Source organism: Paraburkholderia elongata, assembly GCF_013177735.1.
GTDB classification, from domain to species: Bacteria; Pseudomonadota; Gammaproteobacteria; order Burkholderiales; family Burkholderiaceae; genus Paraburkholderia; species Paraburkholderia elongata.
The window spans coordinates 14,873-34,573 of record NZ_WOEZ01000121.1 but is presented as its reverse complement, the minus strand read 5'-3'; the positions used below and the strand labels follow the sequence as shown (position 1 = coordinate 34,573).

16 protein-coding genes and 4 pseudogenes are annotated in these 19,701 nt (G+C 59.6%); 14 read left to right on the top strand and 6 right to left on the bottom strand.

Translation table 11 applies throughout. From position 1 onward, the window contains the following. A pseudogene (locus GNZ13_RS22730) lies at positions 1-397 on the bottom strand (NADP-dependent malic enzyme); the annotation flags it as partial. Positions 398-546: 149 nt separating this feature from the next. Then, a pseudogene (locus tag GNZ13_RS22725) lies at positions 547-761 on the bottom strand (cation:dicarboxylate symporter family transporter); the annotation flags it as partial. Positions 762-867: 106 nt separating this feature from the next. Here GNZ13_RS22725 and GNZ13_RS52595 point away from each other — a divergent pair. From GNZ13_RS52595 to GNZ13_RS22680, 10 genes and pseudogenes are all read left to right on the top strand, one after another. After that, positions 868-1,059 (top strand): annotated as a pseudogene (locus tag GNZ13_RS52595) (helix-turn-helix domain-containing protein); the annotation flags it as partial. A 491-nt stretch (positions 1,060-1,550) separates the two neighbouring features. Then, positions 1,551-2,267 (top strand): CobW family GTP-binding protein, encoded by a 717-nt coding sequence (locus GNZ13_RS22715; protein ID WP_236002140.1) that lies wholly within the window; start codon positions 1,551-1,553, stop codon positions 2,265-2,267. Then, positions 2,186-2,539, top strand: coding sequence for a CobW C-terminal domain-containing protein (locus GNZ13_RS52590; protein WP_328807274.1), 354 nt, complete (start codon positions 2,186-2,188; stop codon positions 2,537-2,539). Before GNZ13_RS22715 ends, GNZ13_RS52590 begins: the two co-directional genes overlap by 82 nt. A gap of 25 nt (positions 2,540-2,564) precedes the next feature. Then, the gene (locus GNZ13_RS22710) at positions 2,565-3,068 is read left to right on the top strand and encodes a DUF1097 domain-containing protein (RefSeq protein WP_172168250.1); all 504 of its coding nucleotides are present in this window, start codon (positions 2,565-2,567) and stop codon (positions 3,066-3,068) included. 25 nt (positions 3,069-3,093) lie between these two features. Continuing rightward, positions 3,094-3,837 carry a nitrile hydratase subunit beta gene (gene nthB, locus GNZ13_RS22705; protein ID WP_172168248.1) on the top strand — a complete coding sequence of 248 codons (744 nt, stop codon included), beginning with the start codon at positions 3,094-3,096 and terminating at the stop codon, positions 3,835-3,837. 33 nt (positions 3,838-3,870) lie between these two features. Beyond that, positions 3,871-4,512, top strand: coding sequence for a nitrile hydratase subunit alpha (nthA, locus tag GNZ13_RS22700; protein ID WP_172168246.1), 642 nt, complete (start codon positions 3,871-3,873; stop codon positions 4,510-4,512). Between the two features lie 2 nt (positions 4,513-4,514). Beyond that, the gene (locus GNZ13_RS22695) at positions 4,515-4,862 is read left to right on the top strand and encodes a nitrile hydratase accessory protein (protein WP_172168244.1); all 348 of its coding nucleotides are present in this window, start codon (positions 4,515-4,517) and stop codon (positions 4,860-4,862) included. A gap of 84 nt (positions 4,863-4,946) precedes the next feature. After that, positions 4,947-5,708: pseudogene (locus tag GNZ13_RS22690) on the top strand (HoxN/HupN/NixA family nickel/cobalt transporter). 55 nt (positions 5,709-5,763) lie between these two features. Next, a complete protein-coding gene (locus GNZ13_RS22685) occupies positions 5,764-6,774 on the top strand; it encodes a GlxA family transcriptional regulator (RefSeq protein WP_172168242.1) in 1,011 nt (336 codons plus the stop codon). Positions 6,775-6,937: 163 nt separating this feature from the next. Continuing rightward, positions 6,938-7,180: a DUF6429 family protein gene (locus GNZ13_RS22680; RefSeq protein ID WP_172168240.1), complete on the top strand. Its 243-nt coding sequence runs from the start codon at positions 6,938-6,940 to the stop codon at positions 7,178-7,180. Positions 7,181-7,321: 141 nt separating this feature from the next. Here GNZ13_RS22680 and GNZ13_RS52585 read toward each other — a convergent pair whose 3' ends face one another. Both GNZ13_RS52585 and GNZ13_RS22670 read right to left on the bottom strand, forming a co-directional pair. Further along, positions 7,322-7,867: a DUF3331 domain-containing protein gene (locus tag GNZ13_RS52585; RefSeq protein WP_236002139.1), complete on the bottom strand. Its 546-nt coding sequence runs from the start codon at positions 7,865-7,867 to the stop codon at positions 7,322-7,324. Between the two features lie 582 nt (positions 7,868-8,449). Then, the gene (locus GNZ13_RS22670; RefSeq protein ID WP_407945654.1) at positions 8,450-9,130 is read right to left on the bottom strand and encodes a response regulator transcription factor; all 681 of its coding nucleotides are present in this window, start codon (positions 9,128-9,130) and stop codon (positions 8,450-8,452) included. Positions 9,131-9,510: 380 nt separating this feature from the next. Between GNZ13_RS22670 and GNZ13_RS22665 the strand changes: the two genes are divergently transcribed. Further along, on the top strand, positions 9,511-15,108 hold the full coding sequence (locus GNZ13_RS22665) for a trifunctional serine/threonine-protein kinase/ATP-binding protein/sensor histidine kinase (protein WP_216674979.1): 5,598 nt from the start codon (positions 9,511-9,513) through the stop codon (positions 15,106-15,108). A gap of 161 nt (positions 15,109-15,269) precedes the next feature. Beyond that, positions 15,270-15,638 (top strand): response regulator transcription factor, encoded by a 369-nt coding sequence (locus GNZ13_RS22660; protein WP_172168236.1) that lies wholly within the window; start codon positions 15,270-15,272, stop codon positions 15,636-15,638. 803 nt (positions 15,639-16,441) lie between these two features. On the opposite strand, the gene GNZ13_RS22655 is transcribed toward GNZ13_RS22660, so the two are convergent. Then, the gene (locus GNZ13_RS22655; RefSeq protein ID WP_172168234.1) at positions 16,442-16,861 is read right to left on the bottom strand and encodes a hypothetical protein; all 420 of its coding nucleotides are present in this window, start codon (positions 16,859-16,861) and stop codon (positions 16,442-16,444) included. 107 nt (positions 16,862-16,968) lie between these two features. Between GNZ13_RS22655 and GNZ13_RS22650 the strand changes: the two genes are divergently transcribed. Both GNZ13_RS22650 and GNZ13_RS22645 read left to right on the top strand, forming a co-directional pair. Beyond that, positions 16,969-17,889, top strand: a complete 921-nt coding sequence (locus GNZ13_RS22650) for an AraC family transcriptional regulator (protein WP_172168256.1) — start codon at positions 16,969-16,971, stop codon at positions 17,887-17,889. An 89-nt stretch (positions 17,890-17,978) separates the two neighbouring features. After that, positions 17,979-18,680 carry a fumarylacetoacetate hydrolase family protein gene (locus GNZ13_RS22645; RefSeq protein ID WP_172168232.1) on the top strand — a complete coding sequence of 234 codons (702 nt, stop codon included), beginning with the start codon at positions 17,979-17,981 and terminating at the stop codon, positions 18,678-18,680. Between the two features lie 207 nt (positions 18,681-18,887). Here the strand turns inward: GNZ13_RS22645 and GNZ13_RS22640 are convergent, their stop codons facing one another. Then, positions 18,888-19,694: an NAD-dependent epimerase/dehydratase family protein gene (locus tag GNZ13_RS22640; RefSeq protein WP_172168230.1), complete on the bottom strand. Its 807-nt coding sequence runs from the start codon at positions 19,692-19,694 to the stop codon at positions 18,888-18,890. Between the last annotated feature and the right edge of the window lie 7 nt (positions 19,695-19,701).

The following is a 19,701-nucleotide window of genomic DNA, read 5'->3' as shown; positions in this document are numbered from 1 at the left end:
GCTCCAACGCGGCGATCACCTCGACCAGCTTGTGCGGATCGGACTCGTTCAGCTCGATATCGAACACGTCGATGCCGGCGAACTTCTTGAACAGGACGGCCTTGCCTTCCATGACCGGCTTCGAGGCGAGCGGCCCGATGTTGCCGAGACCCAGCACTGCGGTGCCGTTCGTGACGACGCCGACCAGGTTGCTGCGCGCGGTGAAACGGGCGGCATTCAGCGGGTTTTCAACGATTTCCTCGCACGCGAACGCGACGCCCGGCGAGTACGCCAGCGCGAGATCGCGCTGGTTGATCATCTGCTTGGTCGGGGCGATCGCGATCTTCCCGGGGGTCGGGAACTCGTGATAATCGAGGGCGGCTTCGCGAATGTTCTGTGCGTCAGTCTTGATTGTCATTATGGTGTTACTCGCAAATTATGGTCGGTACGGTCGTATATCGAAGGCATCAGACATTAATGACGGCCCAGCGGGGGCTGCACAGGCACTGGTGTCGCATCGTGCACGGACGGCAGCGCCGATTCCGTGCTGCGCGCATCGACATCGCCGGTCAGGTAGATCGCCGTGCCGTCGGCATTGAACGTATACCTGGTGGGCAACACCATCCCCCCGATCGAGCGCCTGCATCCCAGCTTTTCCATCTTGATGAGGATCTGCGGCAGAACCGCCTCGGCCGACATCGTGCCGATGTGACGAAGATCTCGCCCTTGATGTAGCGCAGAACCTTCCACAGCGGCAGTCCGCACATGCGTATGACGCCGCCCTGAGACATCGCACGTGGGTCAATGTACGGGGAAGCGGGAAGTAATAGCTTACCCGCGGGATGCAGGATTAGAATTCACTTCAAATCACTTGTTTATTCACTTTCAGTGAAAACTGATATCGCTTCCGACCTTGAGTTTTTTGTGCTGGTCGCGTGCCACGGCAGCCTCTCGGCGGCAGCCCGAGCGCTCGATCTAACGCCGCCGGCTGCCACCAGACGGCTCGTGCAGATGGAAAGCCGGCTCGGCGTGCGACTCGTCAACCGGACGACGCGCAGCGTCAATCTGAAGCGGCACGGCACGCCGTAGGCACCGTCAATCGTCCGGGAATCCGCGCTTTCACTAGGGCTTTTCAGGTGGTCGCCCAGCCATCGTCGACTGACATCGAATGTCCGGTGACGGTTCCTTGATCAAGGAATGGTTCGACTTCAATTTACCTAACTATCTGCATGACTATTTAATCCGGCATCGCTGGAAGGGATAACTTCTCTCATATTCCGCGAGCCATCCCCGCAACGCCGCCTTCTCCTCACCTACGTCCTCCCGCCCCACCGCATATTGACGGAGCGTTCCGCACCGTCGCGGCGCATCGAATCCCACATCTGCACCAGCGTTTGGCATCGGATTCATGCCGCATCATCGTGCCATTTTGTCCTCTTCTTCCGTCTCGGACAAAAACCGCCACATTTTCAGTGCATTCGGGACAAGCTGATTTCCGGCACAGACGGATGACGGCGACAGGCCTGGTACTCGCTCTATTGAGTCAGCCTCGATCAGCAACGGACTCTCTCATGAATCGCACACCCACACCGCCCAAACTTCCCGTCACCATCATCTCCGGGTTTCTCGGCGCGGGTAAAACCACCCTCGTCAATCAGTTGTTGCAGCAACGCGCGCCGGGATCAGTCGGCGTGGTCGTCAACGAATTCGGCGAAGTCGGCATCGACGGACAACTGATCATCGCCGAAGAACAGGCGCTGGTCGAAATCAATAACGGCTGCGTGTGCTGCACGGTGCGCGCGGACCTCGTTGCCAGTGTGAAAGCGCTGCTGGCGCGTCCGCAGACCGGCACGGCGCCCATGCAGCGCCTGATCGTCGAGACATCCGGACTGGCCGATCCGGCACCGGTCCTGCAAACGTTCCTCGCCGATCCCGACCTGCGCGAAGCCGTGGATCTCGAATCGGTCGTCACCGTGGTCGACGCACTGCATCTGCGCCGACAACTCGATGACGACATTGCGCGCGAACAGGTGGCCTTCGCCGACGTCATTCTGATCAACAAGCTCGACCTGATCACGGAAGACGAGCTAATCGCCATCGAACGAACGATCCGTTCATTGAATCCAACCGCCGCCATCATCACCGCGACCCGTTCGCAAATCCGCGCGGACGCTCTGCTGGGTATGCGTCGCTTCTCGCCCCCACGCTGCTCGCGATCGAGCCCGATCTGCTCGACGAGGGCGCTCACGACCACGAACATGACACGTCGATTCAATCGTGCGCGCTGATCGAAAAGGGCGACCTCGATGCGACGCGCTTTAACCGTTGGATCAACGAACTCGTGCAGCAGCAAGGCCAGCAACTGATGCGGATGAAAGGGGTCCTCAACTTCCACGCCGAAGCGCGGCAGTTCCATTTCCATAGCGTGCATATGTTGCTGGAAGCCGAACCCGGACGCGCATGGCTGAAGGACGAGCCGCGCGAGAACAAGTTCGTGTTCATCGGCCGCAATCTGGATTTTCCGCAACTACGCGAATCGTTTCTCAACTGTATCCACTAGCCGCACTTACCTCAAGGAGTCTGCAATGAAGAAGACTGATGCGCTTACCGTCAGTATCGGCGTGCTCGCCGTCGTCGACACCTACGTCACGGCACCGGTGTTTCCGGTCCCGGTGTGGGTCACCTTTATCGCGTGGGCGTCGTTCTTCGTGGTCGGCGGTGGTCCGCGCGGCTTCGTGCAGAGCGTTGCGTCGAACCTCACCGGCCTGGTCATCGCGTCGCTCTCGCTGCTGGCGATCGCCAATACCGGCCCGGCGCCGCTCGCCGCAGCGATTTGCGTCGGTGTCGGGAGCGCGGCGATGGTGCAGGTATCGAAACAGAAGCTGCTGAATGTGCTGCCCGCCGTCGTGTGGGGCTTCGCTTCGACGGTCGGCACCACAGTCACCACCGGTAAGGCGATTACCACGGCCAGCATCCAGAACCCCGCGTTGGTGGCCGCCGCCGCGCTCGTCACCGGCGCCGTCTTCGGCATCGTCTCCGAAGCGTTCGGCGAAGCACTGAGCCACAAGCCTCAGCCTCAACTCAACTGACCTCACACTTCAGGAACCGCACACCATGAAACTACAGCATAGCCTTGGCGGGCTCGAAAACCTCGGACCCGTCAATGTCGAGACACGGGTTTTCGTCGAGCCGTGGGAGAAGCGCATTTTCGGCATTCATACGGTGATGATGGCGGAAAGCACGCATCTGTCGGACGCGCTGCCAAAGTACCCGGTGGCGACGCCGCCTACCACGTTCAGGAATACGTGGACCTGGGCGTCGCTGCGCACCGGTGCCGAAGGCATGCAGCCGTTCGAATACTTCAAATACCGGTATTACGAGAAGTGGCTGATGGGGATTTCGCAATTCTTCGTCGATCAGGGTTATGTATCGGCCGACGAACTCGCGCAGAAGACCGCGCATTACCGCGCCCATCCAGATGCGCCGCTGCCTGCACAGCCGAATCCGGCAATTGCCTCGCAGATCAACGACTACCTCGCAAAAGGCGATTCGGGGCTGAACGCACTGAAGCAGACGCCGCGTTTCGAACCCGGTACCGGGGTGTGCATAGCCGATCCGGCCGCCGTCGATCACACGCGTTTGCCGGGCTACCTGCGCAACAAGCGCGGTGTGATCGACCTCGTCTATCCAGGTGCCTACTCTTACTTCGTTTCGACCGGGCCCGACGGCATCGGCGAGCCGATGCCCGTCTATCGCGTTGCATTCAAGGCCGAGGACATCTGGGGCAAGGACAAGAGCGAACCGAACACGACGATCTACGCCGATCTATACGAAGCGTATCTCGACGCATCGAACTGAATCTCTACACCCATCATCTGGTACGGAACTAACATGAGCGAACTTTTCAAATACGACGACGAGCGCGAGGCCGCGAGCGCGGCCAAGGTACGGGCGCTCGAAGCGCTTCTGATCGAGAAAGGGGTGCTGGGCAGCGACTCAGTCGATACCGTGCTCGGTCATTTCGAAACGATGGCTGGCCCGTTCAATGGCGCGAAAATTGTGGCGCGCGCGTGGATCGATCCGGCGTTCAGGGAACGCCTTGTCGAAGACACACCGAAGGCGATTGCGGAAATGGACTTCCCGGCCGGGATGGAAGGCGCGGAAGGCGAACACATGGCCGCAGTCGCCAACGGCGACGGTGTTCACAACCTCATCATCTGCACGCTCTGCTCCTGCTATCCCTGGCCCGTGCTGGGTCTGCCGCCCTACTGGTACAAGGACCCGGTCTTCCGCGCGCGCGGCGTGCGCGAACCGCGCGCCGTGCTGAAGGAGTTCGGCGTGCCAGTTTCTGACGATACGGAAGTCAAGGTATGGGACAGCAGCGCGCAAATCCGCTGGTTCGTCATCCCGGAGCGACCCGCCGGCACCGAAGGCATGAGCGAAGCGGAACTGGCCGCGCTCGTCACACCCGAAGCGATGATGGGTGTGGCGCTGGTGCCCTCGCCGTCTGCATCGCCGCGGCCGGCGGTCTGATCATGTTTACCCGGTTCGAGGAATATGCCGCCTCCAGCATGCTTGGACATCCGGACTCTCCACCGCGCATGCAAGGCAAACTGGTGTTCGACAAGCCATGGGAACGGCAAGTATTCGGGCTCGCGCTTTCGCTGTCGAAGGCGGGGCACTTCGAGTGGGAAGACTTCCGTCAGAATCTCATCGAGTCGATCGCCGAATGGGAAGACGGATACTGCGCGGGGCAGCCGCCGTGGGATTACTACGAGCGCTTTCTGCTCGCCCTCGAAAAGACCGTGACGCAGGCTGGGGTGCTATCGGCCACAGATATGGCGTCGCTGAATCTGCGCGCGTTGCGGCCGTCCAGCAACTGAGCCGTGTCCTTGCTTCCGGCGTTCAGGCAAGGGCACGAGAGCGCCCGCCATATCGCATAACGATGTTTCATCAGGATATCTACCATGCTCAAGCAACTGTCCAATGTACTCACCGGATCCGATCCGCAGGTCCAGCGCAAGCTCTTCGGCATCTACGGCCTGCTGTTGGTGACTAATGCCGCCGCATGGATCTGGGCGTTCGTGTCGTTCTGGGACCACCCGGTCCTGCTCGGCACCGCGTTGATCGCCTATGGACTGGGCTTGCGCCATGCGGTCGATGCCGATCACATTGCGGCGATCGACAACGTGACCCGTAAGCTCATGCAGGAAAAAAAACGCCCTGTCGCCGTGGGTTTGTTCTTCTCGCTCGGTCACTCGACCATCATCGTCATCGCCTCGCTCGCGGTCGCAGCAGTCGCAAGCGTGCTGAGCACGCGCTTTGCCCAATACAAGGAATTGGGCGGACTGATCAGCACGTCGGTATCGACCGTCTTCCTGTTCGCGATCGCGTTCCTGAACCTGCTGATTCTGAATACGCTCGACGGTCACCTGATGCTCGGCGCCTACGGCTAGGCGTATCTAAAGCCGATTCGTAAGATCTACTACAACATGACGATCACGCTGGTGTCGGTCGCGGTCGCGCTGCTGGTCGGCACGATCGAGGCCTTGGGCCTGATTTCTGACCACTTGAAGCTCGAAGGCAAGCTGTGGGATGCTATCGGTAAGTTGAACGACAACTTCGGCACGCTGGGCTACGTCATCATTGGTATCTTCGCCGCAAGCTGGCTCGTATCGATGGTGCTTTACCGAACCCGGCGCTTCGACGAACTCGAGACGAGCCGCTAGGCGAGCGCATGCAGCATGCGTCGCGCCAGCCTCGGCTCTATTTTGCCTGACACCTATGCGCAAGATCACCGTCGGAATGGTCCTGTTCCCCGGATTCCAGCTGCTCGATATCGCGGGCCCCAAGGACGCCTTTGCGGAGGTCCGCATCCTCAGTCAGGGGGCGTGCGAATACGAAATGCTGACGATCGGCACAACGCGGGGCAGCGTGCTGTCTTCCAGCGGGCTGACGGTAATGCCGGACCGGACCATCTTCGATCCGTGTCCGCATTTCGACACGGTGATCGTGCCCGGCGGCCTCGGCGTATTCGAAGTACTCGAAGACTCGACGCTTAGCGAATGGCTCGCGAAGCAGCACAAGAGTACCAGGCGGATCGCCGCTATCTGCAATGGCGTCTTTGCTATCGGCGCCGCCGGCATGATCGATAACCGGACGGTCACGACACACTGGATGGACGCCACGCGTCTATCGTCGATGTTTCCGAAGGCGAAGGTCGAACCTGACCAGATCTATGTAAAGGACAGCGGCCTCTACACGACCGCAGGCGTGACTGCCGGCATCGATCTCGCGCTGGTCATGATCGAAGAGGACTTCGGCAAGAAAATGGCACTCGACGTCGCGAAGTATCTGATCGTGTACGTGCGCCGCGCGGGCGGCCAGTCGCAGTTCAGCCCGCTGCTGGAAACCCAGGCTGCCAGCGATTCCCAGATCCAGTCGATTCAGCAGTACCTGCTCGACAATCTTCATCTGAATCATACGACCACGTCGCTTGCGCGCCGGCTCAAAATGAGTCCGCGTAATCTGTCACGCATCTTCACCAGGGAATGCGGCGTCAGTCTCATCGCATTCCTGAACGACGCGCGCATCGACGCCGCGCGCCGCTACCTCGAAAGCACTCGTCACCCGATCGGTGAAATCGCGAAGCGTTGCGGCTTTGAGAGCGCGGATACACTTCGGCGCACGTTTAGTCGCCGGCTTCAGATCAATCCCGTCGAATACCGACAGCGCTTTCGCTCCGGCGATCCGGTGAACGACGGGGCGCGCGGGGTCCGCGAATCAGGCCGATAACCGGTTCTTTCAATTTCACATTGAATCGTGCGCTTGATCGTTTATGGCATTGTCACGACAGTTGCGGTGAAACAGCGGATCACTCAGCAAAGTCGGCCGACGACGTCCCGACCAGTCTCGAACGGTTTTGTGTGCAGGTCCCGAAGGCTGCGGCAGGAGCACTATGAATATCAATACCGATGCAATTGATGAAGTTGCCCTAGCCCTTCTCTACCTGACACTGCACGACCGATACCGCGCATGGAAGGGCTTCGACTGGGATGTGCTGAACCGACTCTATGAACGAGGCTTCATCGACGACCCAGTCAACAAGACGAAGTCCGTGATCTTTACGGAAGAAGGATTGCGCGAGTCCGAGCGGCTTTTTAACCAGCACTTCGTGATTCCGGAAAGAACGGGAAGTTGATTCAACGAACTTCTAACTCGCGACACTGGTTTCATGTTGAACCGCTTGTGGCCAAACGGTGGAGCGCACCCTGAGACGGCCAGCGCGCTGACGATGCTTTGCTGGTGAGTTTGAGTCAACATACGCCAACTCCAGCGCGCCTCAGACGCGTGCGCTGGCCTTGATCAGCTCGCTGGCCAGAATCACTGCGTCGCTGTTAAGTGGTATGAACCATCCACGGATTCGGGGCCGGTAGACCGGGTCGCCCTTGCTGATATGCTCGCCAGACAGGGCGCAACGCCCCGACGCGGGAGCGAAACACGGTGCCCAGACCTGCTCCTCGTAGTTGCAGAGCGTCGCGTCGTGCCAGCGCAACGCGAAGAGCGCATTAGACAGCTCCTCCACGACCGTCACAGTATAGGTGCGCACGTCACCACCGTCCGCCTTACGCGAACCGAGCAGCTCGCCACCCAAGCGGGAGCGACCGGACAGGTCCGGAGGATTCCGCATCGGGTCTGGCGGGGAAGAAATTTGATCGATGGCTGCGAGCGTCGTCGCCCACTGGTCTCGAACCTCGGGCGCTGAAGTGAGTCGGTCCGGCCGATGCGATGACGGATGATGGGATGAGGGCAGCGCGGGGAGAGCAGGCGCGTGACAAAATTCATTTTCTGACAGGATGTCCGAAGTCGTGTTGGGTTCAGCGTTCAAGATCGTTTCCTCTCCTTAGCGAGAGTGGAGCAGCAGTCGAACAAAGGTAGAGATCGAACAACTCCCGACTTGCGGCTACTGGATGCATATGGTGGAGAAGTCGACCGTACGGCGATAAATGATCCTGCCAAGCCACGGCACGAACGTGTACTCGTCATATGCGTTGCTTCCGATATGGATCCAGCTATGCAGAACATGTGACACGATGATTCCTTGGAGACGTTAAGAAGGGAACCGGTCGGGCGACCGTCCAAACTCGCCATGTGGTCGTCGGGTCGAACCGCGAGCTTTGCGCTGCAATAACAGCGAGCGTGTCGCGATGAGAGAAGATTAGGTTTAGCCGAAGGGCGCGTCTACTCTACGGTTGGATATGCCGATGCCGCATTAGCGTAACCCACTTATACGGACGTATAAGCGCGGCGAGGAGACTTCAATAAGCTTGCCCCGTAAAACGAATTCCTTGCGGAGCGTCAAACGCAAGCAACGAGACCGGCCATTTAGAGACGAACGCCGATACAGCCTTGATGACCGCTCAGCGCTAGTGATCGGACGCTCTGCAGAAGCGCTCTCGTACGATGGCGCTCAGCAATGACGGCCGCCGGGCAGACAGGGCTTGACACCAAGCGATTCGGCCTTGCGGACGAGGTCCGGCATCGAGCGCGCGTTCATTTTTCGCATGACCTGTCCACGGTGGACCTTGACCGTGATCTCGCTCAGGTTCATCTCAGAGGCAATCTGCTTGTTCAGCAGACCGGACAAGACAAAGCCCATCACCTCTTTCTCGCGCGGCGAAAGGGACCGGTACGAAGCGCGCAGACCGGCTAACGCGGCTTCTGCCGCGAGCCGCTCGCTGTCTCGCGCCAAGGCCTGAGCAACTGCGTCGAGCATGTCCTGGTCTTTGAATGGCTTCGCAAAGAAATCGAGCGCACCAGCCTTCATTGCCTTCACCCCCATCTCGATGTCTCCATGACCGGTCATGAATACGACGGGAATACGCATGCCGCTATTGACGATTTCCTGGTGAAAAGCCATGCCACTTTTCCCGCGGAGTCGCACGTCCAGGATGAGACAGCTCGGTCCCGCGGAGTGAGGAAACCGGAGAAATTCGTCCGGGGACTCGAACGTTTCGACACGCAAACCTACGGAGCGCATAAGCAAGTCAAGGGCTCGCCGGATTCCCTCGTCGTCATCGACAACGTAGATGACGGAACCGTCGGTTGCTTCGGGTTCATCCGTCATTCGGCGGGTCGGTCTAGTAGTCATCTGGACACCTCGCGAAGCCGGAATGCAGTCGCACCCCGCTGGTATGCACCCATTTTACGCCCCACTGTTGCGCGCGTCACTGCATCCCAAACAGCTTGCAGCAAGGGTTCGTTGCCTCGCGCGGATTCACCGAACTCACCCAGAATCCATTGATCGCTTTCTGAACGATTGTCGCCCCCTAATGGCGTCTGGTCTTACGCTCATCAACTTGTCAATGCTCCTGCGCCTCATTGGCGACCGAGTAAACTAGTTGTTAAATCGTTGCGGGTCACGAAGTGATCACATTGGCTAAGGCCAACGTCATGCGGGCCTGCGCCCCATTCAACAGCGGGATGCAACGTGTAGGTGTCCGGCCGGGTCGCCGGCAGTCAGGGGGGACAATGATTATCGCGAATTGTCAGACCATTGATCGGGTCTACATGACAACGGGATCAGACCTCTACCGTGCACGCCGCCTGACGGATGGGATGCCGGTGCTTCTGAAGCTCCTTCCTGAACACGCCGGCGCAGCTCAATCCGCTCGTCTTAAGCGCGAATACCTGCTCCTTCGAACGTTGAAAGTCGCGGGCATTGCCAAACCGCTTGCCCTGATCGATGAGCGCGGACGCCTGGCGTTGGTCCTGGAAGACTTCTCAGGCGAGTCGCTCGAGACCGTTTTGGGCTGCGGCCCACGCCCGGACCTGGCTGGTTGCCTGGTTATCGCCCATCACCTGGCCGATGCATTGGCGGGCATCGATACCGCTCACGTCATCCATCGAGATTTGCGGCCGGCCAATATTCTGGTCGCGCCAGAAACTGGCAATGTTCTGCTGGTGGATTTCAGCCTCGCGACGACCCAGGAACACACCGTCTCGCCAGAGGACGTTGTCGTATCCGTGGGCGAGTGGGCGTACATGTCCCCCGAGCAAACCGGCCGCATGAATCGTCCGGTAGATTACCGGACCGATTGCTATTCGATGGGCGTGGTGCTCTATCGCATGCTGACCGGTCAGTTGCCGTTCCAGGCGAGCGATCCGCTGGAATGGGCGCATTGCCATATCGCCCGTATGCCGCCGCCGCCGTGCGACATCACGCCCGCGGTGCCGCAACCGGTGTCGGACATCGTGATGAAACTACTGGCCAAACTACCGGAGGATCGTTACCAAAGCATGCGTGGAGTGCAATCCGATCTTGACCGCTGTCTGGCGCAATGGCGCGCCTCCGGCCGGATCGAGCCGTTCCTGCTCGGCACGGACGATCTATCGGATCGCTTCCAGATTCCACACAGACTGTACGGACGCGATCAGGAGTCGAATATGCTCCTCGGTGTATTCGAACTCGTGGCGGCCACCGGCCGGGCGGCGCTTGCGACCGTTTTCGGGTACTCGGGCATCGGCAAGTCGGCGCTGGTCGACGCCTTGCACAAGCCGATTATCGCGAAGCGCGGCTACTTCATTTCGGGCAAGTTCGATCAGTACCAGCGAGACATTCCCTATGCCACCCTTACGCAAGCGTTTGGCGAGTTGGTGCAGCAATTGCTGGCCGAAAGTGCAGCACGCATCGCCGGCTGGCGGCAACAACTGCAGGCTGCGGTCGGGGTCAATGGCCAGCTCATCCTCGATGTGCTGCCCAAAGTCGAGTTGATCATCGGCACGCAAGCTCCGGTTCCGGCGCTGCCGCCAACGGAGGCTCAAAACCGGTTCCGCCTGGTCTTCCGGCAATTCGTGACAGTGTTCACGAGCAAGGCACACCCGCTGGTCCTCTTCCTGGACGACCTGCAGTGGATCGACCCAGCCAGCCTGGCGCTCGTCGAGCACCTGCTCACCCACCCAGACACCTGTTATCTGCTGCTGATCGGCGCCTATCGCGACAACGAAGTGAGCGGGGCGCATCCACTTATGAAGAGCCTCTATGCGATCCATCACAGCGGCACGCCGGTGGTCGACATTCAGCTCGCGCCCTTATCCGCCACGCATCTGAACCAGTTGGTGGTCGACACGCTGCATGCGCCACCCGCGTCCTGCGAGCCGCTCACACAGCTCATCTGCGAACGCACCGAGAGCAACCCGTTTTTCTTTATCCAGTTCCTGGATGCGTTGCACAAGGAGGGGTTGCTACGGCGTGATGCAAAGATCCAGGCATGGCGATGGGACCTGGAACAGATCAAAGCGAAAGACTTTGCCGACAACGTCGTCGATCTGATGCTGGGCAAGTTACGGCAACTGCCGATCACGGCACAGGAAGCGCTGCAGTTGGCCGCTTGCCTCGGCAACAAGTTCGACCTGCGGATTCTCGCGCTGGTCAGCGGCCAAGCCGAGGTTGAGCAACACCTTGCGCCTGCGGTGCGCGAAAATTTGATCTTGCGCACCCACGGCAGCGGTAAGTTCCTGCACGACCGGATCCAGCAAGCGGCTTATTCACTGATTCCCGAAGGACGCCGCAGTGAAGTACACCTGCGCATCGGTCGCGTGCTCCTCTCGAGCATGACGGCCGACGAGCTCGCCGAGCATCTGTTCGATGTGGCGAACCAGTTCAACCGGGGCGCCGCGCTGATCACGGCACAGGAGGAGCGTGAGCGCGTAGCTGAACTTAATCTCACCGCTGGCATGCGTGCCAAGGCAGCGACGGCTTACGCATCGGCACTGGCCTACTTCACTGCCGGCCACGCACTAGCGGCAGAGGATGATACGAACCGGCACGATGCGCTCACGTTCTCGCTCGGTTTTCAGCGTGCCGAATGCGAATTCCTGACCGGCTACCTGACGACGGCGGAACAACGACTGTCGATGCTTTCACACCGCGCCGCGAACCTCATCGATAAGGCCGCCGTCGCATGCCTGCGCATGGCACTTTATATGAACGCGGGACAAGCCGACCGTGCCGTTGAAGTGAGCCTCGAATATCTCCGTGCCGTCGGGGTCACGTGGTCGGCGCACCCGCGGAAGGAGGAGGTGCAACAGGAGTACGAGCAATTGTGGCAACGGATGGGCGACCGCTCGATCGAGCAGCTTCTCGATTTGCCTTTGATGACCGATCCCGTCTGCCGCGCCACCCTGGACGTGCTAACAGCCGTCCAGCCGCCAGCCCATGCCACCGACATGAACCTGTATTGTCTTATCGCCAGCCGCATGGCGAATCTGAGCCTCGAGCATGGAAACACCGACGGATCGGGATTCGCCTATGTCATGCTCGGCATGACGCTCGGGCCGCAATTCGGCGATTACCGGACCGGGTTCCGGTTTGGCAAGCTCGGCGTCGATCTCGTCGAGAAGCACGGGATGGATCGCTTCAAAGCCCGCGTCTACGCGTGCTTTGGCGCCTTCATCGTTCCCTGGACGACGCACATACGTTCGGGTCGCGCCCCACTGCGGCTCGCTTTTGACACGGCCAACCAAACCGGCGACCTCACGTTCTCGGGCTATTGCGGCAACAACCTGATCACCAATCTTCTAGGCGCCGGAGATCCGCTCGGCGATGTGCAGCGAGAAGCCGAAATCGGCCTCGAGCTCGCATGCAAAATGCGGTTCGAATTCGTCGCCGACGTCATGACTGCGCAACTCAGGCTGATCAAGGCACTCCGCGGTCTGACGCCCGATTTCGGCTCCTTCAACGATGCTGCATTCGACGAAGACCGGTTCGAGCAGCATTTGGGCGCAGATCCGGGGCTGGCACTTGTCGCTTGCTGGTATTGGATCCGCAAGTTGCAAGCGCGTTTCCATGCGGGTGACTACGCTTGCGCCATCGCGGCGGCATCGAATGCTGAACTGTTGCTGTGGACATCGCCATTCTGTTTCGAGGTGGCGGAATATCATTACTATGACGCACTGGCGCGCGCAGCGCACTGCGATTCGGTACCGGCTGACGAACGACCCAGGCATCTGGACGCGCTGTCCGCTCACTATAAGCAACTCCAGACGTGGGCGAACAATTGCCCCGAGAATTTCACGAACCGCGCCGCGCTGATAGCCGCGGAGATTGCCCGACTCGAGGGGCACGACTCCGACGCCATGCGGCTTTACGAACAGGCCATTCGATCGGCACGCGAGCACCACTTCGTCCAGAACGAGGCAATCGCTTATGAGCGCGCATCGGCGTTCTACCGAACGCGTGGATTCGAGACAATTGCCGACACATATATGCGAAAGGCGCGTGACTGCTTTGCGCGCTGGGGCGCCGACGGCAAGGTCAGGCAGATCGACGCGCGCGCCCCGCAACTGCGCGAAGAACCGGCTTTATCGGCGACCACTGCGTTCGGCAAAGTTGAACAACTGGATCTGCTGTCGGTCACCAAGGCCTCACAGGCCATCTCTGGCCAGATCGTGCTCGAGGATCTCGTCGACACGCTGATGCACATCCTGCTTGAAAATGCCGGGGCGCAGACCTGCCATTTGCTGCTCGCACGCAACGAGAGCCTGGTCCTCGCGGCCGAAGCGAGCGTCGACCAGCAGACGATCCAGGTACGGCGGCATCTGGGCCGGGCGCTGCCCGCACGGGCGTTGCCGGAATCGTCCATACGCGAATCGGTGCTGCCCGCGTCCATCACCAACTACGTGCGGCGCTGCCAGGAGCGGGTATTGCTGACGGATGCAATGCAATCGAATCCCTTTGCGGCAGATGACTACTTCGCCCGCCGGCAACCGAAGTCAGTGTTGTGCATGCCGATCATGCGGCGCTCTGCGTTGATCGGCCTGTTGTATCTGGAGAACAACCTGGCCACGCATGCGTTCACGCCCGAACGTGTGTCCGTGCTGGAACTACTGGCCTCCCAGGCGGCGATCTCGCTGGAGAACGCGCTGCTCTATGCGGATCTGCAGCGGGAGAACAGCGAACGCAAGCTCGCGGAGGAGGAACTGCGCGAGCGGGAAGCACGCATCCGGCGACTCGTCGAGTCGAACATCATCGGAGTGTTCTTCTGGAACATGGCGGGTATCGTCAACGACGCTAACGACGCGTTTCTTCGGATCGTAGGCTATTCGCGAGAAGATCTGCTGTCAGGCCAGGTTCAATGGGCCACCATGTCGCCACCGGAGTATCGCGCCGCCGATGAGCAGGCGCTCGAAGAAGTCCGGCAGCGCGGGAGTTGCCAGTCCTATGAGAAGGAATATATCCGCAAGGACGGCCGCCGCGTCCCGGTTCTGCTCGGCGGCGCGCTAGTGGAAGGTTCGCAGGAACACGGCGTGGGGTTCGTACTCGACCTGACCGAACAGAAGGAGGCCGAGGCGGAACTCGCAGCGCGGCGGACCGCGGCCACGCGAGCGGAGGAGCAGTTGCAGGCGCTGCAGGTGGAACTGGCTCATGCAACTCGCGTAACAACTCTTGGGGAACTGAGTGCATCCATCGCCCACGAAGTAGGCCAGCCGCTCGGTGCGATCGTGACCAGTGGCGAAGCCTGCCTGCGATGGCTCGGTCACAGGAAGCCGCAGCCGGAAGAGGTACGGGCCTGCGTGGAGCATATGATCGCCGAAGGTAGGCGCGCGAGCGAAATTGTCCGGCGTATCCGCACGCTCACCAAGAAGGCTACCCCGCGGAAGACGCGACTGGAACTCAACGATGTGGTCAATGACGTTGTATCCCTGGTTCGGCGCGAAGTCTTAAATCATCGTGTTTCGTTGCGCCTCGAGCTCGCCTCCGGGTTGCCTCCGTTGCTCGGCGATCGGGTCCAGCTTCAGCAAGTGCTCATCAATCTGGTCATAAACGGTATCCAGGCGATGGCTGACATCGGCGACGACCCACGTGAACTACTGATCGAGTCCCATCGGGATAGCGATGGGCACGTGGTGGTCGCTGTACAGGACTCTGGGCCGGGTATCGATCCGGAAAACGCAAATCGACTGTTCGACGCTTTCTTCACCACGAAGGCCGACGGAATGGGCATGGGATTGTCAATCTGCCGTTCGATCATCGAAGCCCACGGAGGACAGGTGTGGGCGTCCAATAATGCCGGGCACGGGGCCGTGTTCCAGCTTAGCCTGCCTTCAATTGGCGAGGGCGCGTCTTGAAGGCGAAACAGCGCGCTTCCGGATCGACACTACGCTCGTGAACCGCTTATACATTCGTATCATTTCCATTCGGCGGGTTCCAAGCTACGATTAATTCGAATCGCACGCCACACAATTCCGTGTGGCATGCTCCGCTTCTAGTGTGTCGAGACTTGTCGCTTGTGTCTTCTCAAATTATTTCTATCGTCGATGACGATGAGGGTGCCCGGTTGGCGACCGCGAGCCTGGTTCGTTCGTTAGGGCGGCAGGTACGAGTGTTTGCATCGGCGGAAGAATTTCTGGGATCAGGGTTAATCGGCGAAACGTCATGCCTGATTTCGGATATACGGATGCCGGGCTTGTCCGGAATCGAAATGCACGACCGCCTGCTGGCCCTCGGGTACACAATCCCGACCATTTTCATCACGGGATTCCCGACTGCTGCCCTTGAAGCCAAAATCCAGGCCAGAGGCGCACTCCCTTTCCTCGCGAAGCCCGTTGATGCCACAACTGTCGAGCGATTGCTCAATTTTGCGCTGGGTCGGCCATAGCGCGCTGCCAGTTCGTCAGAAGACTGCCGTCGTGCCGGGCCGCGCTGTAGATAGTATTCCATATCGTCTTATGATGGATTGCTCCATCAACATGCGCCTGCTCCCCGCACCGTGAATTTCATTGCGAAGGACACATTTCATCGCTTCGAGCAATTGTGCGAGATATACGCGGGTATGAGGTTTCTATCCACCTGCACAGGCGTTCGAACCGTTCGTAGAATGGTTTCGTGTGCCTCGGACCTGTATCTTGTTCTCAGGGCCAATGTGCTGGCGCGATGCGCCTGACATAGTCAGTCTTGCTGATCACCAGTTCGTTCTGGTCAATACGCGAACTTAAATTCAGTTTCTTGACGATTGATGCTCACCGTTCGTCTCGCGGCTTGGGCCGTGGACCTGCTGCGCGCAGCGTGGCCCGTTCTGTCGGCCGTTGGTGGCCGCCGCAATTTCGGCATATCTGAAGGAGGAGCAGAGGATGATGACCATCGTGCTTTTCTACATGTTTGGCTTCCTTGTCGTCGTGGCGACTGCGCTTGCCGTGATGATTAGGACCATAGCGTATCCAAATCGCTGAAACGAGGATTTCGTATCTAACCATTGCCGTTATCCGCATCTGCGTGATTTGACCAAGTACATTTTCGATGCCGCCTCGCCAGGAAACAGGCTACAGAGCAAACGTTGCGAGACCGCAACATCCCTTGGTTTGGCCTTCATGATTTTCCTGTGCCCACCGCTTCACAGCGGTACATCTTCACATGACGACTTATGGTCTGATAGAGTATGTCGTACGGCAGCGAGGAAGCGCCTCAGCAGGCGTCATCGAGCAGCACCATCGCAACGGCAAATCCAGCACGAACGTCATGTTCGGCTTCAAACGGTTCAGCAACGCTGCAATCGTCATTGCCGGCGTCGAACTGGCTCACCGCGTCTGCAAAGGACAATTCGACTTTGCGGAACCAGGCTTTAAGGAAACCACTGCATCCGCCGTTTGGTGAGGCCCTCCTTAATGCACGATGAGGTGACTTACCGGCAAGCCGTTCCTCGCACAAACCAGATATTTGAACCGGACCCCTCCATTCATGTACTTCCTCTCTGCTTTCATCTCCAAACTCGCCACCGGTCTGGCCTTCACTCGTGCGGAATCGAGCACCCCGCCAACGCGCCGAATAAAATCGCGCTTTCCCTGGCTTTAATCGTCGATAGCGCTTTCGCTCGCCGAGCTGCAATCGATGTCTTCGATTCAGTGCGTGTCACTACCGGAAGCCCCGTGTTCAGGAAAATTGGTTTGCTAGCGAAGAAGGCTTTACCGGTGGCGGTATCACGCACCTATGCGATGCCCGAGCGAAGCGATCGCCTCGATTTCTACATACGCGACCAGGCCTCGCGCCCCGCGATTGAAGAGCCGCACAAGCACGAATATTTTCAGATTCAGATCAACCTCGGCGGAGACACCGAACAGCATATTGGCGGAGTACGCCGGCCCTTTCCTGCGGGTGCGGTCGCCTTTATCCTGCCGCATCGCTTGCATCTGATACCGCACCCCGCGCATTCGCGCTTCATTGTCATCAACTTCACGCAAGCGTTTCTACGCGCCAATACGGACGGAATCGCGGATCCCCTGGACCTCGAGGATGTGTCGATCATGCAGGCGCCCGAACTCGCCCCATTCAGGCTTCAGGAGTACATCGACTTCATTCTGGAGGACGCCGATCTCGCCGAAATCAAGGCGGTTCTGTCACGCATGCTGGAGGTCAATGAGACGCGGCGCTTCGGTTCGACCGCTCTTTTGCGCGGATACCTTCTTCAGCTTATCGGGATCGTATGCCAGCGACACGCGGATCAGCTACTTCGGCTTTCCTCGCGTAACGTCCAAAGACTCGGCCGACGAGAAGCTCTGGTTCGCGTGGACCGTCATGTCAACGCACATCTCGCGAGCGCCGCACTATCTCTGAGCTCTGCCGCCGCTGCTGCGTTTCTATCGCCGAACTATCTTGCGCATCTGATCAAGAAAGAGACGGGCCGGACATTTGTCGAGTGGGTGACCGAGCGACGCATCGTACGTGCAAAGGATCTGTTGGCAAACGACAACCGGCGCATCAAGGACATTGCGTTTCTAGTCGGCTATAGCGATGAAGCCTATTTTTCGAGGCGGTTTCGTCAGTCAGTCGGTCAGTCTCCGAGCGACTTTCGCGACATGCACCGGAGTGCGGGTCAACGAGACGGTGGCGCAACCGCGCACAAAGGAGCACCGTAAGATCGTCCTGGTGTTCAGCGGATTTGTCCTCCACGGCGCATTCGCAGGGCGATATCGTAGGTAGGCCAATACTACTCGCGAGGCTTACCATGACCGAATACTCAGTGACACCACCCACGATCACCTCCGTTGCTGTCAGCGGTTCAACGAGCCGCTTTCCCGTGCGCCGCGTGTTCTGTGTCGGCCGCAACTACGCAGAGCATGCGCGCGAAATGGGTGCCAACCCGGACCGAGATCCTCCGTTCTTTTTTTCCAAGCCTGCCGATGCCGTCGTGCCAGCGACCGGCGTGCTTCCGTACCCTCCCCTTACCTCCGACTTGCACCATGAGATTGAACTCGTCATTGCGGTCGGCAAGGAAGGAAAGGCTATCGCCCCCGAAAACGCACTCGATTTTGTCTGGGGCTATGGAGTCGGAGTCGATCTGACACGCCGGGATCTCCAGGCGACGGCGAAGAAACTGAGCCGCCCGTGGGACTGGGCGAAAGGCTTTGACGCGTCTGCGCCGGTGAGCGAGATCAAGCCGGCGTCGGAGTTAGGGCATCCGTCCAGCGGACGGATATGGTTGTCCGTGAATGGCGAAGTCCGTCAGCAAGGCGATCTCAGCGAGATGATTTGGCCTGTCGCGGACATCATCAGTTACGTCTCTCAGGCCGTCACTGTGAAGCCGGGAGACCTGATTTTCAGCGGAACACCCGCTGGCGTCGGCGCACTACGCCCAGGCGACAAGGTCGCAGGCGGAGTGGATGGCGTTGCGAACTTCGGTTTCGAGGTTGGTCCGCTGGTCGGATGAACGAAGCGCGGGAAGTAGCCGCAAGATCTGCCCTGCGAACAAGCGCGCCCGGTGCGAACCGAGGGGCACTTTTCGCAGGGAGACTCGAGCGTGGACGCAGATGTTCAACGTCCACCCGCTTCTTGTCCCAGAAGGGTCATGAAGGATGCTAATTCATGACGGCCTACTGTAACGCGACGCAACCCTCCCGACGATGGACCGCCGCACTCAATCGATCCGGAGCGGATCACCGTCAAATTCGACAAGGCAACCGAAGCCGCCATGAAACAGCGCTTCACGTGCATCTTCCGCCTTTCCCATTGCCTCGATCTCAGCCGCGTGCAGTTCGGCATCGTCTTCCGGCACGAACCCGAGATAGCGCACGTTGGCGTTGTCCCAGCGATTGCGCGCGTTATTGGATACGCCATACACGACCGCGAAGTGGAAGTCCGGATAGTCGATGCAGCGGCGCGCCACCTGCACCATGTCGCGATGGCTAATCCATGTGAAGAGGTGCCGCGGTGCGGTTGGCCGGTCGTCCGGGCGGAACGAGCCAATCCGGATGCACGCAACCGACATGCCATGCTTGTCGGCGTACATCCGGCCAAGCGCCTCGCCGAACACCTTCGAGATGCCGTAGCGGCTATCAGGGCGCGGCTCAACGGTGTTGTCGATCATCCGGTCGCGACGATGAAAACCCACTGCATGGTTCGAACTCGCGAACACCACGCGCTTGACGCCCGCTTGCCGCGCCGCTTCGAACACGTTGTAGCAGCCCTCGATGTTCATATCACGGATGCGCTCCCAGCGAGCCTCGTCAGGAATGCCGGCGAGATGCACGACGACGTCGACACCCTCCATGGCCGGCAGAAGATCCTCGAGCCGCGTGATGTCCGCGGTCACGATTTCCTCGCCTGCCTGCGCCTCCGCCTGCGGCGCAATGTCGGCGAGGCGCAGTGCATAGTGGCCCTGGAAACCGGCGCGAAGCACACGTCCAATGTGACCGGCTGCGCCGGTAATCAGTACTCGAGTCATTGATACC

What these genes read in the sequence shown, in the direction of transcription:
- GNZ13_RS22715 (WP_236002140.1), top strand. Translation starts at nt 1,551, where the DNA reads ATGAATCGCACACCCACACCGCCCAAACTTCCCGTCACCATCATCTCC.
- GNZ13_RS22710 (WP_172168250.1), top strand. Translation starts at nt 2,565, where the DNA reads ATGAAGAAGACTGATGCGCTTACCGTCAGTATCGGCGTGCTCGCCGTC.
- nthB (WP_172168248.1), top strand. Translation starts at nt 3,094, where the DNA reads ATGAAACTACAGCATAGCCTTGGCGGGCTCGAAAACCTCGGACCCGTC.
- nthA (WP_172168246.1), top strand. Translation starts at nt 3,871, where the DNA reads ATGAGCGAACTTTTCAAATACGACGACGAGCGCGAGGCCGCGAGCGCG.
- GNZ13_RS22695 (WP_172168244.1), top strand. Translation starts at nt 4,515, where the DNA reads ATGTTTACCCGGTTCGAGGAATATGCCGCCTCCAGCATGCTTGGACAT.
- GNZ13_RS22685 (WP_172168242.1), top strand. Translation starts at nt 5,764, where the DNA reads ATGCGCAAGATCACCGTCGGAATGGTCCTGTTCCCCGGATTCCAGCTG.
- GNZ13_RS22680 (WP_172168240.1), top strand. Translation starts at nt 6,938, where the DNA reads ATGAATATCAATACCGATGCAATTGATGAAGTTGCCCTAGCCCTTCTC.
- GNZ13_RS22670 (WP_407945654.1), bottom strand. Translation starts at nt 9,130, where the DNA reads ATGACTACTAGACCGACCCGCCGAATGACGGATGAACCCGAAGCAACC.
- GNZ13_RS22665 (WP_216674979.1), top strand. Translation starts at nt 9,511, where the DNA reads ATGATTATCGCGAATTGTCAGACCATTGATCGGGTCTACATGACAACG.
- GNZ13_RS22650 (WP_172168256.1), top strand. Translation starts at nt 16,969, where the DNA reads ATGCCCGAGCGAAGCGATCGCCTCGATTTCTACATACGCGACCAGGCC.
- GNZ13_RS22645 (WP_172168232.1), top strand. Translation starts at nt 17,979, where the DNA reads ATGACCGAATACTCAGTGACACCACCCACGATCACCTCCGTTGCTGTC.
- GNZ13_RS22640 (WP_172168230.1), bottom strand. Translation starts at nt 19,694, where the DNA reads ATGACTCGAGTACTGATTACCGGCGCAGCCGGTCACATTGGACGTGTG.